20 protein-coding genes are annotated in these 18,284 nt (G+C 46.1%); 9 read left to right on the top strand and 11 right to left on the bottom strand.

Features of this window, described 5'->3' with window-relative positions; genetic code table 11:
- Both SFW65_05565 and SFW65_05570 read right to left on the bottom strand, forming a co-directional pair.
- The coding region (locus SFW65_05565) for a hypothetical protein (GenBank protein MDX1922575.1) at positions 1 to 208 on the bottom strand (208 nt) is incomplete at its 3' end.
- 42 nt (positions 209 to 250) lie between these two features.
- A complete protein-coding gene (locus tag SFW65_05570) occupies positions 251 to 1,195 on the bottom strand; it encodes an Hsp33 family molecular chaperone HslO (protein MDX1922576.1) in 945 nt (314 codons plus the stop codon).
- Positions 1,196 to 1,251: 56 nt separating this feature from the next.
- Between SFW65_05570 and SFW65_05575 the strand changes: the two genes are divergently transcribed.
- Entirely contained in the window at positions 1,252 to 2,001 is a 750-nt protein-coding gene (locus tag SFW65_05575; protein ID MDX1922577.1) for a metallophosphoesterase family protein, read from the top strand.
- Here the strand turns inward: SFW65_05575 and SFW65_05580 are convergent, their stop codons facing one another.
- Positions 2,002 to 2,499: a DUF6647 family protein gene (locus tag SFW65_05580; protein ID MDX1922578.1), complete on the bottom strand. Its 498-nt coding sequence runs from the start codon at positions 2,497 to 2,499 to the stop codon at positions 2,002 to 2,004.
- 192 nt (positions 2,500 to 2,691) lie between these two features.
- Between SFW65_05580 and SFW65_05585 the strand changes: the two genes are divergently transcribed.
- Both SFW65_05585 and SFW65_05590 read left to right on the top strand, forming a co-directional pair.
- Positions 2,692 to 3,390, top strand: a complete 699-nt coding sequence (locus SFW65_05585) for a response regulator transcription factor (GenBank protein ID MDX1922579.1) — start codon at positions 2,692 to 2,694, stop codon at positions 3,388 to 3,390.
- A gap of 45 nt (positions 3,391 to 3,435) precedes the next feature.
- Positions 3,436 to 5,055: a stimulus-sensing domain-containing protein gene (locus tag SFW65_05590; protein MDX1922580.1), complete on the top strand. Its 1,620-nt coding sequence runs from the start codon at positions 3,436 to 3,438 to the stop codon at positions 5,053 to 5,055.
- Between the two features lie 259 nt (positions 5,056 to 5,314).
- Here the strand turns inward: SFW65_05590 and SFW65_05595 are convergent, their stop codons facing one another.
- The 7 genes from SFW65_05595 to SFW65_05625 all read right to left on the bottom strand — a co-directional run bounded on the left by SFW65_05595 (position 5,315) and on the right by SFW65_05625 (position 10,484).
- On the bottom strand, positions 5,315 to 5,554 hold the full coding sequence (locus SFW65_05595) for a hypothetical protein (protein MDX1922581.1): 240 nt from the start codon (positions 5,552 to 5,554) through the stop codon (positions 5,315 to 5,317).
- 49 nt (positions 5,555 to 5,603) lie between these two features.
- Positions 5,604 to 5,957, bottom strand: a complete 354-nt coding sequence (locus tag SFW65_05600) for a hypothetical protein (protein ID MDX1922582.1) — start codon at positions 5,955 to 5,957, stop codon at positions 5,604 to 5,606.
- A 302-nt stretch (positions 5,958 to 6,259) separates the two neighbouring features.
- Positions 6,260 to 6,877 (bottom strand): recombination mediator RecR, encoded by a 618-nt coding sequence (gene recR / locus SFW65_05605; GenBank protein MDX1922583.1) that lies wholly within the window; start codon positions 6,875 to 6,877, stop codon positions 6,260 to 6,262.
- A gap of 7 nt (positions 6,878 to 6,884) precedes the next feature.
- Positions 6,885 to 7,211: a YbaB/EbfC family nucleoid-associated protein gene (locus SFW65_05610; protein ID MDX1922584.1), complete on the bottom strand. Its 327-nt coding sequence runs from the start codon at positions 7,209 to 7,211 to the stop codon at positions 6,885 to 6,887.
- A gap of 24 nt (positions 7,212 to 7,235) precedes the next feature.
- Complete coding sequence (locus SFW65_05615) at positions 7,236 to 9,029, bottom strand: DNA polymerase III subunit gamma/tau (protein MDX1922585.1); 1,794 nt, start codon at positions 9,027 to 9,029, stop codon at positions 7,236 to 7,238.
- Between the two features lie 89 nt (positions 9,030 to 9,118).
- Positions 9,119 to 9,877, bottom strand: coding sequence for a hypothetical protein (locus tag SFW65_05620; protein MDX1922586.1), 759 nt, complete (start codon positions 9,875 to 9,877; stop codon positions 9,119 to 9,121).
- A 211-nt stretch (positions 9,878 to 10,088) separates the two neighbouring features.
- Positions 10,089 to 10,484 carry a DUF1003 domain-containing protein gene (locus SFW65_05625; GenBank protein ID MDX1922587.1) on the bottom strand — a complete coding sequence of 132 codons (396 nt, stop codon included), beginning with the start codon at positions 10,482 to 10,484 and terminating at the stop codon, positions 10,089 to 10,091.
- 459 nt (positions 10,485 to 10,943) lie between these two features.
- Between SFW65_05625 and SFW65_05630 the strand changes: the two genes are divergently transcribed.
- The 5 genes from SFW65_05630 (at position 10,944) to SFW65_05650 (ending at position 15,925) form a co-directional block, all read left to right on the top strand.
- Entirely contained in the window at positions 10,944 to 12,149 is a 1,206-nt protein-coding gene (locus tag SFW65_05630) for an integrase family protein (protein MDX1922588.1), read from the top strand.
- Between the two features lie 48 nt (positions 12,150 to 12,197).
- Positions 12,198 to 12,545, top strand: a complete 348-nt coding sequence (locus tag SFW65_05635) for a hypothetical protein (GenBank protein ID MDX1922589.1) — start codon at positions 12,198 to 12,200, stop codon at positions 12,543 to 12,545.
- A gap of 163 nt (positions 12,546 to 12,708) precedes the next feature.
- Positions 12,709 to 13,350: a hypothetical protein gene (locus SFW65_05640; protein ID MDX1922590.1), complete on the top strand. Its 642-nt coding sequence runs from the start codon at positions 12,709 to 12,711 to the stop codon at positions 13,348 to 13,350.
- Positions 13,351 to 13,461: 111 nt separating this feature from the next.
- Positions 13,462 to 13,743: a DNA-binding protein gene (locus SFW65_05645; GenBank protein MDX1922591.1), complete on the top strand. Its 282-nt coding sequence runs from the start codon at positions 13,462 to 13,464 to the stop codon at positions 13,741 to 13,743.
- Complete coding sequence (locus SFW65_05650; GenBank protein MDX1922592.1) at positions 13,736 to 15,925, top strand: bifunctional DNA primase/polymerase; 2,190 nt, start codon at positions 13,736 to 13,738, stop codon at positions 15,923 to 15,925. Before SFW65_05645 ends, SFW65_05650 begins: the two co-directional genes overlap by 8 nt.
- Before the next feature lie 267 nt (positions 15,926 to 16,192).
- On the opposite strand, the gene SFW65_05655 is transcribed toward SFW65_05650, so the two are convergent.
- On the bottom strand, positions 16,193 to 16,990 hold the full coding sequence (locus SFW65_05655) for a hypothetical protein (protein ID MDX1922593.1): 798 nt from the start codon (positions 16,988 to 16,990) through the stop codon (positions 16,193 to 16,195).
- A gap of 404 nt (positions 16,991 to 17,394) precedes the next feature.
- Between SFW65_05655 and SFW65_05660 the strand changes: the two genes are divergently transcribed.
- Positions 17,395 to 18,284: hypothetical protein (locus tag SFW65_05660; protein ID MDX1922594.1), on the top strand; the 890-nt coding region annotated here is incomplete at its 3' end.

The following is an 18,284-nucleotide window of genomic DNA, read 5'->3' on the forward strand; positions in this document are numbered from 1 at the left end:
TGGTTTCAGATGATGTATCTTGGTTCACTACATCAAACACGCGCGATGCAAGCGTTGTACGGGAAAAATTATCCATCGGAATTTCTTTGGCTTCTAGTGCTCCCGCTGGAATAGCGAATTCAGTTGGCGCACTGCCCGCACATCCGGCAAGGGCAAGCACAGAAACGACAGCAACCACCAGCGATGATTTTTGAACCGAATTCTTCATGAGAGAACCTCTTTAGAAATTTGATACCTTATTCTTAACGCCCTAGTTTTTTACACCTGGGCCAGCGGCAAGTTTTGTTAGCTGTTCTTTGTCAAATTCATAGCTTGAACTACAGAATTCGCAAGTCACTTCTACCTTGTCTTCGACCATCATGTCCTGCAATTCGGCGGATGGCAAGGTGCTTAACACCATCGCAACGCGCTGGCGTGAACACCGGCACTGGTCTTTGAGGGTATATGTATCCCCGCATTCCAGCCCTTCTTCGTGGAATAATCTATTCAGCAATTGTGGCAATGGTAGTGCAGAATCCAGCATCTCGGGATCAGTGGTTGTACCAAGCAAAATATTGCTTCGGTTCCAATCTTCTGCCCGCTCGATTGATGCAGGCGCACCGCCTTCCTCATTATTATTGGCAGCATATCCACCCCCGTCAGGGATCCGTTGCAACATGATGGCGGCAGCGTTCCAACCGCCATCTTTATCCTGCGCCGTGTGAATACGGAATGCGGTATCGAGCTGTTCGGATTGGCGGAAATAATTTTGAACGCATGCCGCCATATCGCGGCCAATTAAATCAACGATACCCTGATAACGCTGACCGCCATTACCCGGATCAACCGTAAACGCAAGATGCCCTTTGCCCAGCAACAATGCGCTGCGCACACCGGCGTATTTCAATTTCTCTGCATCATATTGCGCGTAGCCGCGCATTGCTCCATCACGTCCTAAATCAGCAACAATGATGCTCACTGGGCCATCGCCTTTGGTTTGCAGCGTGAACATGCCTTCGTATTTGAGCGCAAATGCAAGCACCGCCGTAAGCGCAAGCGTTTCAGCAAGCAGCGCGGCTACTTCCGCAGGATATCCATGACGGTTAATGATTTTTGACAACTCTGGCCCAAGGCGCACAACGCGCCCGCGAATGCCACTTTTAACGAGATGAAAACCTTGAATCGTGTCGGTAAATGTTTCTGTTTTTTCTTGCATCACTAATGAGATAGCATGAGGTTGCACGTTTTCACAATGATGTTTAGTTTGGCGTGATGCAACCCCTTGAGACTGACACGCTATTTACGCCCTCTATTCCCAAAAACCTGCGGATTTACGCGGTTGGGGATATTCATGGACGTGCAGATTTGCTTGAAAAGATGCTGCGCATGATTGAAGCTGACCACCTGGGCTATCGCGGCGAAAGTGTCGTGGTTTTTCTTGGCGATTATGTTGACCGCGGCCCTAACAGCAAGGATGTGATTGAAATTCTCACCCGCGGAAGTTACGGGCGTTTGAAATTCCAGTGCATTCGCGGCAATCATGAAGATATTGTATTGCGCCTGTTTAAAGATCATAGCGTCGCGCCCGGCTGGTTTCATTATGGTGGACTGCAAACCCTTCGCAGCTATGGCATTCCTATCCAATCGGCGACGCAGGATTTTGACGAGCTATTTCATTTAAGAAAACTGTTCGAAGAAAAACTACCGCCTACGCATAAGACATTCCTCGAAACCCTGCCCTATACCGCACACTTTGGTGATTATTTATTTGTTCATGCAGGCATTCATCCTGACCGGCCGCTGGAACAACAAGACCCGCATCATTACATGTGGATGCGCGAACCGTTTTTATCCTCCGATAAATTGCTGGACGTCATGGTTGTGCATGGTCATAGCATCCGCTTGAAACCGGAAATGCGTATCAACCGTATCGGGATTGATACGGGCGCATATGCTACCGGACATCTGACGTGTCTTGTGTTGCAGGGAACGGAACAACGGTTTTTAAGTACAGTTGCCTGATTAGTGCAGGCGTTGAATAATGGTTGGCAAATTGCAATCTGCCATGCGTGCAATCCATTTGTCTTCAACGGCGGGTGGCAGTCCATGTTCGGCAAGCCACATATTTTGCAGCTTATAGGCTTCCCATTCTTTAGCCTTATGGCAACTGTAAGAACGACCGCTAACTAGTTGCGCATGATGTACCAGTTCATGCACCAGGAAGCTGACGGTACGTGTATCGCTGGCATCCCAGAATTCATCGTCAATTACGACTTCATTCGGCACATATAATGCGCGTGCCAAGGCAGATTGGCGCATGGGATCGCCGATTTTGGCAATCATGCGCTCGCGGCTGATGTAAACCGTTGGCAGCGAGGTGACCGGAACACTCATGCGCACCGCAACCCATTGCATCAGCGGCGCAACAAACGGTGCGGGTACGACCGACGGTTCAGCACGAAGCGGTGCGGAACACAGGAAAAATACGACATAAAAAATGCATAAAGATAAACGTAACATAGCGATGATTATCGCGGGCTATGCTTAAAGAGTTCGATATTATGCGTAAAATTTGATGTATTATCAGGGTGTTAGATGCTTAAGGCATTGAAGTGCAACGCATCTTATTTTAGGCGCAATTCCTTCTTTTTTACGCCCTATAGCGCTGCCACATTTGCTGGTATAACAACCTTACCTAGGAGTTAATGAACTATGCGCCAGACAATCGCCCTTGTTGATGATGACCGTAACATTCTGACCTCTGTTTCCATGGCATTGGAAGCGGAAGGTTTTGATGTGCGTACCTTCGCCGATGGTGATGAAGCGTTTAGAGGCCTTCGCGATAAGCCGGTTGATTTAGCTGTCCTTGATATCAAGATGCCACGGCTGAACGGAATGGAGCTCCTGACCAAGCTACGCCAAAATACCAACATGCCGGTTATTTTCCTTACCTCGAAAGATGAAGAGGTTGATGAATTAATGGGCCTTCGCATGGGCGCGGATGACTATATCCGCAAACCTTTTTCACAGCGCCTGCTCATTGAACGTATTCGCGCCCTGCTGCGCCGCAATGTTGCGAATAGCAGCGGCGATGATACGCCCGATGCAGCGAATGTGATTGTGCGCGGGGAACTGGTGCTTGATGGTTCACGCCATAGCTGCACATGGAAAGGTAAGCCGGTTAACCTGACCGTAACCGAATTCTTGCTGGTGAAAGCACTTGCTGTTCGCCCTGGTCATGTAAAAAACCGCGATCAACTTCTGGATAGTGCGTATGGCGAATCCATTTACGTGGATGACCGTACAATAGACAGCCACGTGAAACGCCTGCGTAAAAAATTCAAGGAAGTTGACCCAGAATTCTCACACATCGAAACGCTCTACGGTGTGGGCTACCGTTACAAAGAGTAATGATGCAGCTTGAGTAATGGGTGATTGACCTGTAAAACTTCACCCATGTTCTCAAGGCTTTCACCCCTTACCGCACGTATCCTTGCTGTAAATGCGATGCCACTGATTTTGCTGGTGGTTAGCATTCTGTATTTTGACGGTTATCAAAATCGCCTGGTTCAGAACGAACTGGACAGCATGACCAAAGAAGCACGGCAATTTGCTGCCGCTTTGGGTGAAGGCGCGGTAATCAGCAGTGAAGACGAGCGTGATTTGCTATCGCCGGAACTGGCGCAATCCATGCTGCGCCGCTTGATGGAAACCACCGAAACACGTACACGCCTTTATGATATACGCGGTACGCTGTTTAGTGACTCGCAGCATATGCCAGGTCACAACCACATGGTGCAAAGTGAAATCCTTCCCCCACCCGGCACATCAACCAATCACCATTTATCGGAATATCTTGAAAATGCGATTGCATGGTTTCGTTTAAACTCATGGTCAAAAAAATACGCAGCCTATAAGGAAGAAACCGACCCATCTTCCGAAGACTACATGATTGTTGAACATGCGCTGGATGGTGATGAAGACGGCGAAGTCTGGTTGATGCCCAATGGGCATATCCTGCTGGGCGTTGCCGTACCCGTGCAGCGTTATAAGGGTGTGCTGGGCGCCGTGTTCCTCAGCCGTGCGGGGGTGAAAATTGAACAAGCGGTAATGGGTGTGCGTATTGATATTGTAAGGCTGTTCTCCCTCACGCTTGTGCTCACTATTCTATTATCGCTTTATCTTGCCAGAGCGATTGCAAAACCATTGCAGCAATTATCATCTGCCGCTGAAGTTCTAAAATCTGGTCAAAGCACGCAAATGGGCGCGTTAAAACTGCAATCTACCCTTCCCGATTTCAGCAGCCGCGACGATGAAATCGGTGATTTATCAATTGCCCTGCGCGCAATGGTGAAAGCACTTGGCGAACGGTTGCATGCAACCGAAAACTTTGCGGCTGATGTTGCGCATGAAATTAAGAATCCGCTGACATCGCTACACTCCGCTGTTGAAACGGCGCTTAAAATCAAAGACCCTGAACGCCAGCAAAAATTAATGCTGGTGATTGCTGATGACGTACAACGTCTTGACCGGTTGATTACCGATATTTCACAAGCATCACGTATTGAAGCAGAACTGAGCCGTGCCAAAACCAAACCGATTGCGCTGGAACGCATGCTGGAAATGGTCGTTGCGTTGTATGAACCAATTGATGATACGCCAAAACCCAAAGTGGTGTTTGAAACAGGCAAAGATATCCATGCAACCATCCATGGCGCAGAAACACGGTTGGTGCAGGTGTTCCAGAATTTAATCGGCAATGCGTTATCGTTCTCGCCCGTCAATGGCACCGTGCATGTCGGCTTGACAACAGAACGCGGCATGGCACGCATCACTGTTGCCGATGACGGCCCGGGCATGCCAGAAAATAAACTGGAAGCAGTATTCGAACGTTTTTATTCGGAACGCCCCGAGCATGAAGCATTCGGCAAGCATTCCGGTTTGGGCTTAAGCATCGCCAAACAAATCGTCGAAGCGCATCAAGGAACAATCACCGCGCAAAATATCAAAGATGAAAACAGTACAGTAAAAGGCGCGCTGTTTATCGTGGAATTACCACTTTCAAAAGCAGAATAAGCGATTTTTGAAATACAGTTGTAATTCAAACGCTTATCAAAAATGTTTCACGTGAAACACTCCCATAGGTTGAAAAGAGTGATTTAGTAAGATGATGCTTGACGCAATTCATCCTGCAAAAATGATTGTTTAGATTTCTCCAGTTGAAACTTTGTTTTAAAAAGTTTTGTGATCGAGAATAAAAAAGACAATAAAAAAGCCGCCTGAAATCTGTTTGAGAAATTTTCTAGGCGGCTTTGTTTAAATATTGAAACTCGTCTTAGGAGTGCAGACCGGTATATTTTGGCGCTCTCGAAGAAGTTGAATTTGCTGCCAATCCAGCGTCCGGACGAATTGCTGCGGTCAATACGCCTGCCATTTGCAATGCAGTTGGATTAACATCGATATTCAAATCACGATTTGCATTACCGAGATCTAGCGATCCAACAACAGCTGGACTCAAGAATGAACCAAACTCTGCTTCGAGTGCTTTACCGCGTAATGGACCTGAATCGAGCATTTCTTTCTCCATATATTGGATACACCTAATATCCTACCTAACTGGTATATTATTCCTTAATAACGTTCGTGTCAAAGCCCTCAATTGGTTTCATGTCCTCAAAACGGACGATAAACAGCTTGGTTAGGTTAAGGAAAAGCTTATTATATTTGTCATCCATAATGTAGCTGATGGTGTATTCCATGCCATTATCGAAGATTAAGTGCAATTTTCTTTGCTTTGTCAGGTACTTAACCCATACCGGGATGGCGTTAAAGGGCTTGTTATACAGCATGCAGACACGGCCACGGGCGTTAACCAAGATAGAGAACGAAATCGTGTCAAAGTAATCGCTACCCTGCGATCCTTTGGATCCCTGTTCTGTGGTTGCCACTGCGGCACTATGCATCTCGGCTTTGTCCACGGTTTAGCCCTTATCTGCGGGGCACGTTAAACCAAACGAGCCCCTAACCTTTAGGGGCACGACATTCGTAGTATTACTAGCAATGATGCTTACAAAATGTTTAACAAGGCCTGAATGAAAGAATAAAGGCATATATAAACATCATCTCCATGTGGGTTATGAGAGAAAGCTTATGCCTTATTTTGCAGAGCAACAAGGTTTTTAGGGTTAAAAATGGGTTAACTCAGCAGCACGTTAGTTGACCAACTGGTTGAGGATTATTTTTGCCCGAAATGCGCATCAAAAGAGCTATGGCAAGGCTTTTAGCCCGCTTTGGCGCGGGCATGAAATGCGGCGATGAGCGTACCGTCATCGAGATAATCAAGTTCCCCGCCGATCGGCAGGCCATGGGCAAGACGCGTCAAGGATACGCCCGTGCTTTCCAATTGTTCGGCAACCACATGTGCGGTCGTTTGTCCTTCCAGCGTTGCGTTGAGCGCAAGGATGACTTCGCGCACCGGTTGCTCTGTGCTGCGTGAAGATGCCACGCGTTGCAACAATCCAGCAATGCGAAGTTGATCGGGGCCAACACCATCGAGTGCGGAGAGTGTTCCGCCGAGAATATGATATAGCCCTTTGTAGATACCGCTGCGTTCCATCGCCCATAAATCACTGACATCTTCAACCACACACACCATCGAACGATCGCGGCGCGTATCTTGACATACGGCGCATGGATTTTGCGTATCAAGATTCCCGCACGCATCGCATTGGCGCATGGTGCGCGCTGTTTCCAGCATCGCTTCGGCCAGTGGCTTTAACAATGTCTCCGGCTTCTTCATTAAACTTAGCGCAACGCGGCGCGCCGAACGCGGGCCAAGACCCGGCAGCTTTGCCAGCAATGCAATAAGACGTTGAAGCGGATTATCCGTGCCAAACATTTAGATATCAAGAGAACGGTAGTTTGAAACCAGGCGGCAATGCCATGCCGCCCATAATCTTTTGCGTTTCGGATTCCACATGCTGTTCGATTTTTTTGCGCGCATCGTTATAGGCCGCCACAATCAAATCTTCCAGCATGCCGATATCGGCAGGATCAACGACCTTTGGATCAAGGGTGATTTTCTTCGCTTCGCCTCTGCCATTCAATGTGACGGATACCAATCCGCCGCCAGAAGCCCCGTGCAATTCCGCTGCTGCCAAATCATTCTGCATATTGGCAAGGCGCGTTTGCATTTCTTGCGCTTGGCGCATCATATTACCGATGTTCTTCATTTTATGTTCCTGTTTACGTGTTTCTTATTCTTCATCATCAAAACTGATTTCAGCCAGTTCTTCTTTGCCGGCTTGTGCGTCGACCACTTCGACTTCCTTTACCTTGGTGCGAAGCGCCGTCAGCTTCGCATCCGGAAAGCTGCCCAGCACCGCTTTAACCAAGGGATGGTTTTCAGCATTCTGCATGCGGCTAGCCTTATGCTGCTTTACCGTTTCGCTTAAGGTCGGCTGGCCTTGCTCAGCAGATAGGGTGACCATCCAGCGTTTGCCAGTCCATTCGGTTAAAAATTGCGATACTTTTCCGGCCAGATTTTGTGGCGCGCGGTCGGTCACGCGGATTTCCAGCATGCTTGGCGCAAAATTCACCACATGCACTTCGGAATAAAGATGACTGAACAATGTAATTTCTTTTTTTTCTTCAAACAAATTGACCAGCGCTTCAAAGTTTTCTGGCATGGGTGAATAGGCCACTGCACTTTGTATGTGCGGCGCTGCTTGTGCACGCACTGCCATTGGCTGGGGGCTTGACGCCGCAACCGCAAGATTGCCTTGGCTACGTGTATGTGCGCCATTCCCGTTGCCGTTGCCATTACCATTTGGCCGCGGGGCGGCGTATTCACTGGTACCTGTTTCCTGAATCTTCTTAATCAAATCACCGGGCGGTGGTAAATCGGCGGCATAGCTTAAGCGAATAAGCACCATTTCCAGCGCTTGATGACTATCAGGCGCTTGCTGCACTTCGCTCATACCCTTAAGCAACATCTGCCATGTGCGGGTGAGTGCGGGCATGCCCAGCTTTGCGCCTAGCGTTGCAGCAAGATTGCGTTCCAGTTCCGGCAATGCCTGGCCTTGCGCCAATTGCGGAGAGATTTTTGCACGGGTTAAGGTGTGTGCAATATCGGCAAGGTCATGCAAGATAACAAGCGGGTCTGCGCCAAGTGCGCGAAGTTCCCCTGCAATATCCAATGCATTTACCGGTGAACCAGTGTGCAATGCTTCAAATAGAGTAATGAGCTTTGCACGATCGGCAAGCCCTAACATGGTGCGCACATCATCTGCCGAAACGGTGTTACTTTGCGCGCGCGCTATCGCTTGATCCAACAAGCTCAATCCATCACGAACCGAGCCATCCGCTGCTCTGGCAATAAGCGCAACGGCTTCATCTTCCGCTTCCATTTTTTCGGCGTGGCTCACGCGTTTAAAATGTTCCTGCAAAATGACAGCATCTACACGGCGCAAATCAAAGCGCTGGCAGCGGGAAAGAACTGTTACAGGAACCTTGCGGATTTCAGTGGTAGCAAAGATGAATTTGGTATGCGGGGGCGGTTCTTCTAATGTCTTGAGCAACGCATTAAATGCGTTTTTCGACAACATGTGGACTTCATCGATAATATAAACTTTATACCGCGCGCTCACGGGTCCATAACGCACCCCGTCAATAATATCACGGATGTCATCAACGCCGGTGCGTGATGCAGCGTCCATTTCCAATACGTCAACATGGCGATCTTGCGTTATCGCTTCGCAATTGGCACACACACCGCAGGGCTTAATGGTGGGGCCGCCCTTACCATCTGCGCCAATGCAATTAAGGGAGCGCGCGATGATACGTGCAGTTGTTGTTTTGCCAACACCGCGCACACCCGTCAGCATATAGGCCTGCGCCAGTCGTCCGCTTTCTATGGCATTGGTTAGGGTGCGCACCAAAATATCTTGCCCGATTAATTCATCAAAATTGGTGGGGCGGTATTTGCGCGCAAGTACCCGATATGCGGCTGGCGCATCTTTATCTTCTTCGGTCATTTCGGCAAAAAGCATACTCATAATTTTTTAGAATAGGGATGCGCGGCACATGAATAAAGGGATTCTTTATAGCATAAAAAATGGCTTAATTGTTGGTGTTCAGGCTATCCAAGGGTACGTTTTAATATTGGTAAAAGTTTACCCTGCTGAATATCAACCAGGGATAGTTGATTTGCGTACATAAAACGAAACAGGCTTTCACGGTTCAGTTTTTTTAACGCATCAATACTATTACACATTCCATGCCATGAACCCACGGTGCTATGACGCGTATCACTGAATGCAGGGATGCCCAGTTGCAATGCTTTCCACGCAACCGATGAATTGAATGTGATAACCGCGCCTGCTGTAGCAAACGCATCATCCAGTTTTTCAGTTGCATCCTTGCGCCGTATTATGGGGATTAACCCCAATTGTTTTGCGTGATTTTCTGCATGGGTTATCCATGATGCATCTTCCAGATTGAAAAATGCAGCGGTATGTTTAGTTGGCGGACAAATCAATGCGACGCTACCACCATTTTTCCATGGTGAAATTTCCGGGCATTTGTCTGATTGGATTTTTGCATCAAACAGACTTTGCGTGTTTTTATACGCGATGCGGTACTGACCATCAAAATGCCCTGGATCGAAATAACCCAAATCAATATTAAACCAATGTTTGCCAACTTTTTCGACATGGCGATATACATCGCCCATACCGCGCAAAATGCCATAACCTATATGCACATCCGTTGCATTTATTTTTTCCTCTGAAATATCAAGCGGCGTTGCAATTAAGCCATCATCCTTGAAACCCATTTTCAGCGACATGCCAACGCGCTGTGAATAAGGATGTTCTGTTACCCAGATGGTGACTAGCATAAAGACAACCCAGAAAAAACGCCCGAGCGGTTGCGCGATTGCGCAGATCGAATGGCGTAGAAAAAATCAAGTGGAAGGTTGAACATGACCCGATGCATCTCGTTACGGGTGCTTCCTTTCGGATCTGGCCGGATTGGCGGGGCGCTACTCGTCCATGCCAACCTTCCGGCCGTGGTTATAGAGCAGTTTTATTCAAGTTGAAATGCCTTATTTATTGCTTTGTTTTAGCGTTCGTTTTAGCTAGCGCTTCGCTTAATTCTTCTACCAGCTTGGTCAGGCGGGCGATTTCCTGTTCGCGCATCATATCAATTTTTTCATGCAATAACTCGATTTCCAGCTCTGCTTTCAAATTCACATCATAGTCCAGTTGCACCTTCATGCGATCAATTTCGGCTTCACGGTTCTGTGCCATCATAATAATTGGCGCAGTATAGGCCGCTTGAAATGACAACATCAGATTTAGCAAAATAAACGGGTAAGGATCCCATGGAGTTACCCAACCGAAAATGTTGGCGCATAGCCACAACCCAAGCAATACAGATTGAATAATTATAAAACGCCATGAACCCACCACGGCTACCACAGCATCAGCCACGCGGCTACCCATGGTTTGCTTTTCGCTTTCAATTTTTAGATGCTTGTGCTTTTTGGCGCGCAATTTGGCGAGCGTTTCATATTCAGGTGAATGTTGTTTCATGGCACCCTTCTTGAAAAATGGTGAGACCGGCGGGATTTGAACCTGCGACCTACAGTTTAGGAAACCAAGAAGAGTCCTACTACGTTTTCCTAAGGAGCACCATTCAACACTGAATTTATCAATAAACACTGGAGAAATTGCAAAAGCTTTTCTAAAGGCTCCTAACACATTCTACACAGCGACCTTACTATGACCTTACTAAACGGGCAGCTTTATGACGAATTTTTGAGTAAGGCCATAGTAAGGTTCTACACTCTCCTACATTGTCCTAAACCCTTCTTTTAGCATCGAATTTGGTTGTCTTTTGTCTCTTTGAAAATATGGTTCGACCTTACTTGAAACCCTATTTCGGCTGACCAAATGCCTCTTATGAAGCTTACAAAAACTGAAGTTGAGCGCATGCCGCTCACTGAAAACGGGCAGAAACTGTACTTCGACACAGAATTAAAAGGCTTCGGGTTGCTTGTAAGCCGCCAATCTAAATCCTACATCGCTCAAAAAGATATCCGAGGAAAAAGCCGCCGAGTTAACATTGGACGTCATGGCACTTGGACAACCGACGAAGCGCGAAAAGAAGCTCGCAAAATTCTTGCATCTATGGATTCAGGACAAGACCCTGTTGAAATTCAAACAGCCAAGCTTATGACGAACATAACGCTTCTTTCCTGCTATCAAATACATAAAGACCTTTTGAAAAGAAAAGATGCTGCGGAGGGCACACTTAATAACTATCAATTCACGATGGATAACTACCTCAAGGATTGGTGGGATAGACCCATTGATAAAATCAGCCGTAGCGAGGTGAGAGAACGCCATACGCTGATTGGCGAAAAGCATGGGCATGTTGTAGCCAACCGTGCCATGCAAAACTTCAGGGCAATATACAACACCGCTATGAAGGAATATGAGCACTTACCACCATGCCCCATCATCGCTGTGCATTGGTTCAAAGAACGCAGACGTCAAGAACCTATTCCAGCAGATAAATTGCCTGCTTGGTTTAACCTGACCAAGAAGATCAAAAATCCAGTACGCCGGGACTATCAGTTGTTTGTGCTTTTCACGGGCATTCGCCGCCGTGATGCTGCAAGTATCCGGTGGGAAGATATTGACCTCACCAAAGCCAGCCTTCATCGCCCCAAACCGAAGGGCGGCGAAGATCGAGCGTTTACTATTCCATTGCCCGACATCTGCCTTGAAATTCTTGAACGCCGAGAACGGCAGAACCGGATATTGTTCGGTGATAACTGCCCATGGGTATTTCCAACCTTCAGTCGCAAGGGAAACAAATTAATTCCTGTTCAAGAACCCAAAGAACAACGGCAAGGCCTACCCTCACCTCACCGCTTGCGTGATACATATACTACTGCTGCAAACAATGCAGGCCTATCACCTTACGATATTGATGTGCTTACGAACCACCGCCCCGCCAAGGGCAGCGTTACGGCTGGCTATATCCGTCAGGACTTTGAATATCTGCGCGTGCAGCAGCAGAAAGTGGCGGATTATTTAAAGCTGCATTTGAAAATGTGTGAAAAAGACAGCTTAGGACAGTGTAGGAATGAAAAAAATTAGTCCTGAGGTTATGGGTAAGAAATTATCAACCCAACAACAGGAGCGCACATGTCAGAACAAGAAGAACTAAACGAAGAAGAGACTTATCCAGAGCCGCATTGGGATTTACTTCACGAACAACTACGCCGTGCTTTTAAATGGATTTACGATGGCGATGGAGAAAAATACAACGGCAATGACTTCATCGTCTTGCAAGCTCTTTGCTTATGCCAAGCGATGATTTTACCTAAAAGTTATGACCCCGAAGAACTGGCAAAAGACTTTATTTGGCATGTGTACCACACAGCTGAATTTATCCATCTTGCAGCTGGTGACGCGGGCAACAAGAAGTTATTTGAAGCTGCCAAAATTCTTTGGTCATTAAAGGAAACCATTGAAGAAAGTCCTACAATCTGAGCAATCTGAACGTTAAGATTTCAATGTTAATCTAAGCCCCTTCAGCTCGTTAGAAGGGGCTTTTTTATAACATTTAGAAAATAAACAAAATATTTGCCATGAAAAAACTGGCCAAGGCGTTAGGCTGATTTCCATCTTTACCACGCCAGCAAAAAGCTACCTCATGCCTACAAAACCAAAACAAGTAACACCACCAGCTATAACTCAAAAACTCATTGAAGAGTCGTGGCAAGTATTCGTCAGCACCTTGAAACATGAGGGTCATAACATTCGATGGGCTGAAAAAATACCACGCCATAAAATCAAACGGATATTTCTGAAAATCGCACAGCTTCGCAAATTATGGATGGGGTTGAACGACATAGAAAGATCATATTTGCCAACAGAATTACTTGCATCTTCTGAATTGCCATCCGCTGAAAGTCTCCTCCCACCAGATTCTTCAGAATACCATCGAGCGAACAAGATAGCTCTCAAACTCGATGCAGCGTTGGCTTGGCATAATGAATATGAGTTCTTATGCAAGGAAGCTAATCATGACCGAAGAAGGAAAGATGCGGAAAAAGCTTTAACTGCGCATCTTCTCGATTATTGGCGCGAAAAAACTGGGCAAATACCAAAAGGGAGAAAAGATGCACGCGACCTAAATCTTCCTCTCAATATCTGGATAGCCGAAATTCAGGAAAAGATGAGAGCGTATGGCAAAAACACAAAAACAGCCGAAGATATTAAAAACAAAGCTTTGTTGAGACTTAGAGGATACCGACCAGACGACATGATCGTCGAAGTTGCAAAACTTCTCTAATCCCATTTCGGGGATTTAAATTGCAGAAAAATTCGCACGACAATCCCTTACCTCCAGAAGGAAAATGTAATTATTAGAAATAGCCATAGCAACAACAAGGAGGCATACGCTATGGCAAACGAAAACGACATTCAAAAAATCGAGGCTTTATTTTTACGTTTAATTAAAGTCTTAACTACCCACGAAGCAAAGATAGCCAACGAGTATATATGCACTAAAGCTGCAGCAACATATCTTGGCATTAGCCCAGAACTTCTAGAAAACTGGCGGACTTATGGTGACGGCCCCAAGTTTACAAAACTGGCCCATGCAGTCCGTTACAAAAAATCAAATCTAGATGAATTCATGCTCTCGCGCACCAAAGCAAATACAGCAGAGGTGCCCCGTGGATAAAAGCTATCGCGATGAACTCTACAGTGCAGCAAACGCTTATATCAATCGTGGTTGGTCTATCGTGCCGTTGAAGACCCAATCTAAATTGCCTCAAGGAAAGTGGGGAAAAGAGCACGTCACAAGCGACACGCTGGTTAATCATTTTTCAGCAGTAAGCAATATTGGTATTGCACTTGGTCAACGTAGCGGCGGGTTAGTGGATTTAGACTTTGATTTGGCAGAAGCGGCGATCATGGAAGGCGCAACTTTTTCTCATCTTCCAGCATTTGGTCGCGCATCTAAACCAATTGGACATAGGCTCGTTATTTGCGATGACTGCGAGAAAACCGTTCAATTTCAATTGTCGGAATCAGAAGCAAAAATCATCGGATTAACTCACGAGACTCGAATGGTGCTGGAGGTGCGGTCAAGCGGCGCTCAAACTATGGTGCCACCGTCGATACATCCCAGCGGTGAAAGCCTTACGTGGGTTGGTTTATTACCTAACGATATTCCGCGAGTCTCATGGGCTGAAATTGTTGATGCCGCAAGCATTACTGCATTTTTGGGGGTAGCGCTCAAAATGTATCCACGGCAAGCGGGCGACAGGAACTCGATCTGCTTGGCTCTTGCTGGAACACTTCTGCGCACAGGCATGCATTATGTAGAGGTGAACAATTTGATATTATATTTAACTGAGAAAGCAGGTGATGAAGATTCTTCAACGCGAGCGAACGCAGAAAGCACGTTCCGTAAATTGGAAGCAGGTGAAGAAGTCACTGGCCTTCCAAAACTGTGTGAACTTTTAAGTATCACAGAATTGGAAGCTACACTTCATAAATGGCTATACGGATCAAAAGTAAAAGCAAAACGAACCGCCCAAGTAGCAAAAGAACCTGCAACATCAGTAGACGCAGAAACAAAACTGCAAGAACTGAATAAAGATTATTTGGTTGTTGGTAGCGAAGGCGGAAAATGCCGCGTCGTATTCTTTGAGCGGCGAGCTTTCGAAAAAGGCCAAATGCGCGACGTAATGGTCATGCAGTCCTTTGCCGATTTTAACAATAGGTTTATGAATCAACACGTAACGATTCAAGATAGAGACGAACAAAGGCAAATTCGGCTTGGCAAGTTTTGGCTCGAGCATCCGAAGCGTCGGCAATATGACCAAATCGAATTCCTTCCAGCGCAAGAAGCTCCTTCAAATATCTATAATTTGTGGCGGGGGTTTCAATACGAACCCAAAAATGGATCGTGGATGCCGTTACTGCGCCACGTATGGTACGTTTTAGCAAAAGAGGATCGCGCTTCGTTTCAGTATATTATGCGTTGGGCCGCTTGGGCTGTGCAGAACCCTGCGGATCACGCAGAAGTGGCGCTCGTTTTTCGTGGGGGCAAGGGTACGGGGAAAGGAACATTCTGCCGATGGTTGAAGATACTTTTCGGACAGCATGGCTTACAAATTTTTTCTTCAAAACACATCGTAGGTAGGTTTAACAGTCATTTGCGAGATTGCGTTCTTTTGTTTGCTGATGAAGCGATCGCACCAAGCGATAAAGATGCGGAAGCAGTTTTGAAAGGAATGCTCACTGAGCCTTCACTTGCTATTGAAGGCAAAGGGCGTGATGTGGTGCAGGCACGCAACCACTTGCACGTGATGATGGCGTCCAATGCCACGTGGGTGGTGCCAGCGTCGTTCGATGAACGGCGGTTCGCTGTTTTCGAGGTCTCAACAGCAAAACATGGCGATACGGCCTGGTTTAACGATATTCATTACAACATGACGCACGGAGGGGCAGAAGCGATGCTTTACTTCCTACTTAACCTTAAACTCGACGGTTGGCATCCCCGACAAAATGTTCCTTCGAATTCTGCGCTTAATAATCAACGTGCTGAATCATTGCAAGGTGCAGAAAAATTATGGCTAGACTATCTATCGGTTGGAGAAATCGTCGGGCAACAAGCAGGGCAACAAGTTATTGTAAGCACCATTGCTTTTGCTGAGGCCGCGAAGTGCTCAGCCCGAAGGGCTGCTGCATTTCTTAAGGCCATGGGTTGCCTACAAGAACGCAACAGGCGACCTTCCGGATGGATTGTTCCTGCATTAGGTGAAGCACGCGCAAACTGGAACAAGAACTGCTTTAAAGTCGAATGGACTGATGAAGAACATTGGATCGCGTTACCAGTTCAACCACCGTTTTAAGTTTAAACTTCCACCGCTTTTTTACCGGATTGAAAATTCTAAAATATATTAATTGCAGTGTTTTACCGAGTTCACCGGATTGACCGGATACTTAGCGCGTACGCGTCATTTATTCCGGTTAATCCGGCCAAAACGGAGTATAATTGCAATTACCGCATCTTAACACACACCGGATATATACCGGATCACAATCTTTCAACATGTCACCCACACAAGGTATGGCACTGCGCGTGCATAATTTTCTTCATGTCTGAAAGTATCGCTGAACTATTCAATTTCCGTAATCTTCACTTCCATGCCGCCCTTAGGGGTGATGATGCAGCGGGCTTCATATTTGAGTTGTAGGTTCATCAAGTTTTTAGCCGTGAAGTTTTGAACAATCGTTCTATTGCCGTTGCTATGAACGATGGTGCCATAGCCCGTGATGCTGTGAAACTCAATGGTCGATGGGTGCACCACTCTTGCCTTTATTTCCTTCAAGCAAGCTTTCCGTGCTGCTGCCTCATCTACGGGTAGAGGAGCCACCAGCGGCTTATCCTGCTCAATATCCTTAGCTGAAAACCAGACGTTAAAAAGTGGCACCAAAGCATTATCCTGCTTCGAAACACAGGCCACATAATACAAGCCTTTTTGATTTACACTGCGGTCACCATAGCTCACACCTTTGCAGTTAGATTCGTCATGCAAAACCCTTTGCACGGCCTTCTTCATCATTTCTTTTTCGGCCTTGGTGAGGTCTTTCTCCGCATCAATGTCCCAAGGCTTCATGTCCTCCGCAACTACTGCGGTTAACGACGCGTCATCATCCTGCTTGGTGAAAATCAAGAACGGGGAACACAAGAGTAGGGAAAGCGCAACATGCTGATGCCATAATTGGATAGATTTTGATGGTTTGAAAAGTGCGTTAGCCGAAATAACCGTGCATATGAACGCTATTGTATAACGGCCACCAGAAGGCAGATTGCCTAAAATAAAAAAGAAAACGCAAAAAATAATAATGAACGGAATTAAAAATTTCTGGAAATCGGAAACTGAATTAAAAAGCTTAGGAAAAACAAAGTGCATGACGCAACTCCCCATAAGGACTGGTGATCGGGGAGTTTGAAAACCTACTCTGAGAGAGGTCGCGCAAATCTTTAGGCTTTCACCTTGGACATGCACTTGCGCCTCCCCGACCATAGTCGAGGAGTGCGATTGCGGTTCACACAAGACCGCTCAGAGTTAAGGGTTTCAACGCCCCGCCAACGCGCAGTTGGTTCGTCTTTTATATATCAAGCACACCTATAGAAAAAGTGAATTCTGGCAGAAGCATGTATATAATAATTATGCGGCTCGGTATTGAATTGTTGCGTCGCGCTACATTCCAGATATGATTTCACAAGCCACCTAACGTCATACATATATACATTATGCGAGCAGCCCTTAAACAAACTCAAAAAAGTGATAGAATAGATTCTTATCGTTGCCTCATGGAAGAATATCGCCTGATTGAAAGCTCCATTCAGATAAAAAATATTAATCGCGATGTTACCTATAATTCTCCAATAAATTTTAATGAGTCAATGACCGCACCACGTCACCGCTGGTTTCCTTACAAAGAAGGTTTTTCTCCATCTTTTGTTAGAGGATTTTTAAATCAACACCTCAAGAATAAATCTGGGATTGTGTTTGACCCGTTTTCTGGTGTTGGAACAACCTCAATTGTTGCAGCAGAATGCGGTCTAGTCGCCAAAGGCTTTGATGTTAGTGCAATGGCAATTTTTGTTGCAAATGTAAAAGCCTTGAATCTTACGGAAAGCGAAATAAAAAAATTTAGAAAACAGATGGAGGATTTTCTTAAAGCGCCCTTAAAAACAGAACACACCCCCCCTTCGAACGACACTGTTATTAGCTACTTTGAAGAAGATTGTCTTTCTGCATTACTGCGCGTGAAATATTACATATTAAATATTGCCAATAAAAACTTTCAAAGCTTATTTTTTCTGGCATTTTTATCAATTATTGAATCTTATTCTACACACCGAAAAGCTGGCAACGGTGTTAAGATGAAAATGCGAGTTGGTTATGATACGCCCAACCTAATCAAGCAGGTAAAATCTTCTATGGTTGGACTGTTAGAAAATTATTGTGCTGATCTGCAACAGCATCCACTACAAAAAATTCCCGAGTTTAATATCGCCAGCTGCCTCAATGAATCTGCTTATGATGGCCTTGAGCAAATAGCATGTGTTATTACTTCTCCACCTTATGCAAACTGCTTTGATTATAGTAAAATATATCTGCGCGAGCTTTGGCTGGGCGACTTCTATAAGAGCACCGACGATCAGAGGCTATTTCGTAATGCCTCACTTCGTTCGCA

The sequence above is a fragment of the Alphaproteobacteria bacterium genome (assembly GCA_033762625.1).
Lineage (GTDB): Bacteria > Pseudomonadota > Alphaproteobacteria > UBA9219 > RGZA01 > RGZA01.

Excerpts from the sequence above, each read along its gene's own strand:
- SFW65_05585 (MDX1922579.1), top strand. The coding sequence starts at position 2,692 with ATGCGCCAGACAATCGCCCTTGTTGATGATGACCGTAACATTCTGACC.
- SFW65_05575 (MDX1922577.1), top strand. The coding sequence starts at position 1,252 with ATGCAACCCCTTGAGACTGACACGCTATTTACGCCCTCTATTCCCAAA.
- SFW65_05590 (MDX1922580.1), top strand. The coding sequence starts at position 3,436 with ATGTTCTCAAGGCTTTCACCCCTTACCGCACGTATCCTTGCTGTAAAT.
- SFW65_05630 (MDX1922588.1), top strand. The coding sequence starts at position 10,944 with ATGAAGCTTACAAAAACTGAAGTTGAGCGCATGCCGCTCACTGAAAAC.
- SFW65_05610 (MDX1922584.1), bottom strand. The coding sequence starts at position 7,211 with ATGAAGAACATCGGTAATATGATGCGCCAAGCGCAAGAAATGCAAACG.
- SFW65_05570 (MDX1922576.1), bottom strand. The coding sequence starts at position 1,195 with ATGCAAGAAAAAACAGAAACATTTACCGACACGATTCAAGGTTTTCAT.
- SFW65_05625 (MDX1922587.1), bottom strand. The coding sequence starts at position 10,484 with ATGGGTAGCCGCGTGGCTGATGCTGTGGTAGCCGTGGTGGGTTCATGG.
- SFW65_05655 (MDX1922593.1), bottom strand. The coding sequence starts at position 16,990 with ATGCACTTTGTTTTTCCTAAGCTTTTTAATTCAGTTTCCGATTTCCAG.
- SFW65_05580 (MDX1922578.1), bottom strand. The coding sequence starts at position 2,499 with ATGTTACGTTTATCTTTATGCATTTTTTATGTCGTATTTTTCCTGTGT.
- SFW65_05635 (MDX1922589.1), top strand. The coding sequence starts at position 12,198 with ATGTCAGAACAAGAAGAACTAAACGAAGAAGAGACTTATCCAGAGCCG.
- SFW65_05615 (MDX1922585.1), bottom strand. The coding sequence starts at position 9,029 with ATGCTTTTTGCCGAAATGACCGAAGAAGATAAAGATGCGCCAGCCGCA.
- SFW65_05620 (MDX1922586.1), bottom strand. The coding sequence starts at position 9,877 with ATGCTAGTCACCATCTGGGTAACAGAACATCCTTATTCACAGCGCGTT.
- SFW65_05640 (MDX1922590.1), top strand. The coding sequence starts at position 12,709 with ATGCCTACAAAACCAAAACAAGTAACACCACCAGCTATAACTCAAAAA.
- SFW65_05595 (MDX1922581.1), bottom strand. The coding sequence starts at position 5,554 with ATGCTCGATTCAGGTCCATTACGCGGTAAAGCACTCGAAGCAGAGTTT.
- recR (MDX1922583.1), bottom strand. The coding sequence starts at position 6,877 with ATGTTTGGCACGGATAATCCGCTTCAACGTCTTATTGCATTGCTGGCA.
- SFW65_05645 (MDX1922591.1), top strand. The coding sequence starts at position 13,462 with ATGGCAAACGAAAACGACATTCAAAAAATCGAGGCTTTATTTTTACGT.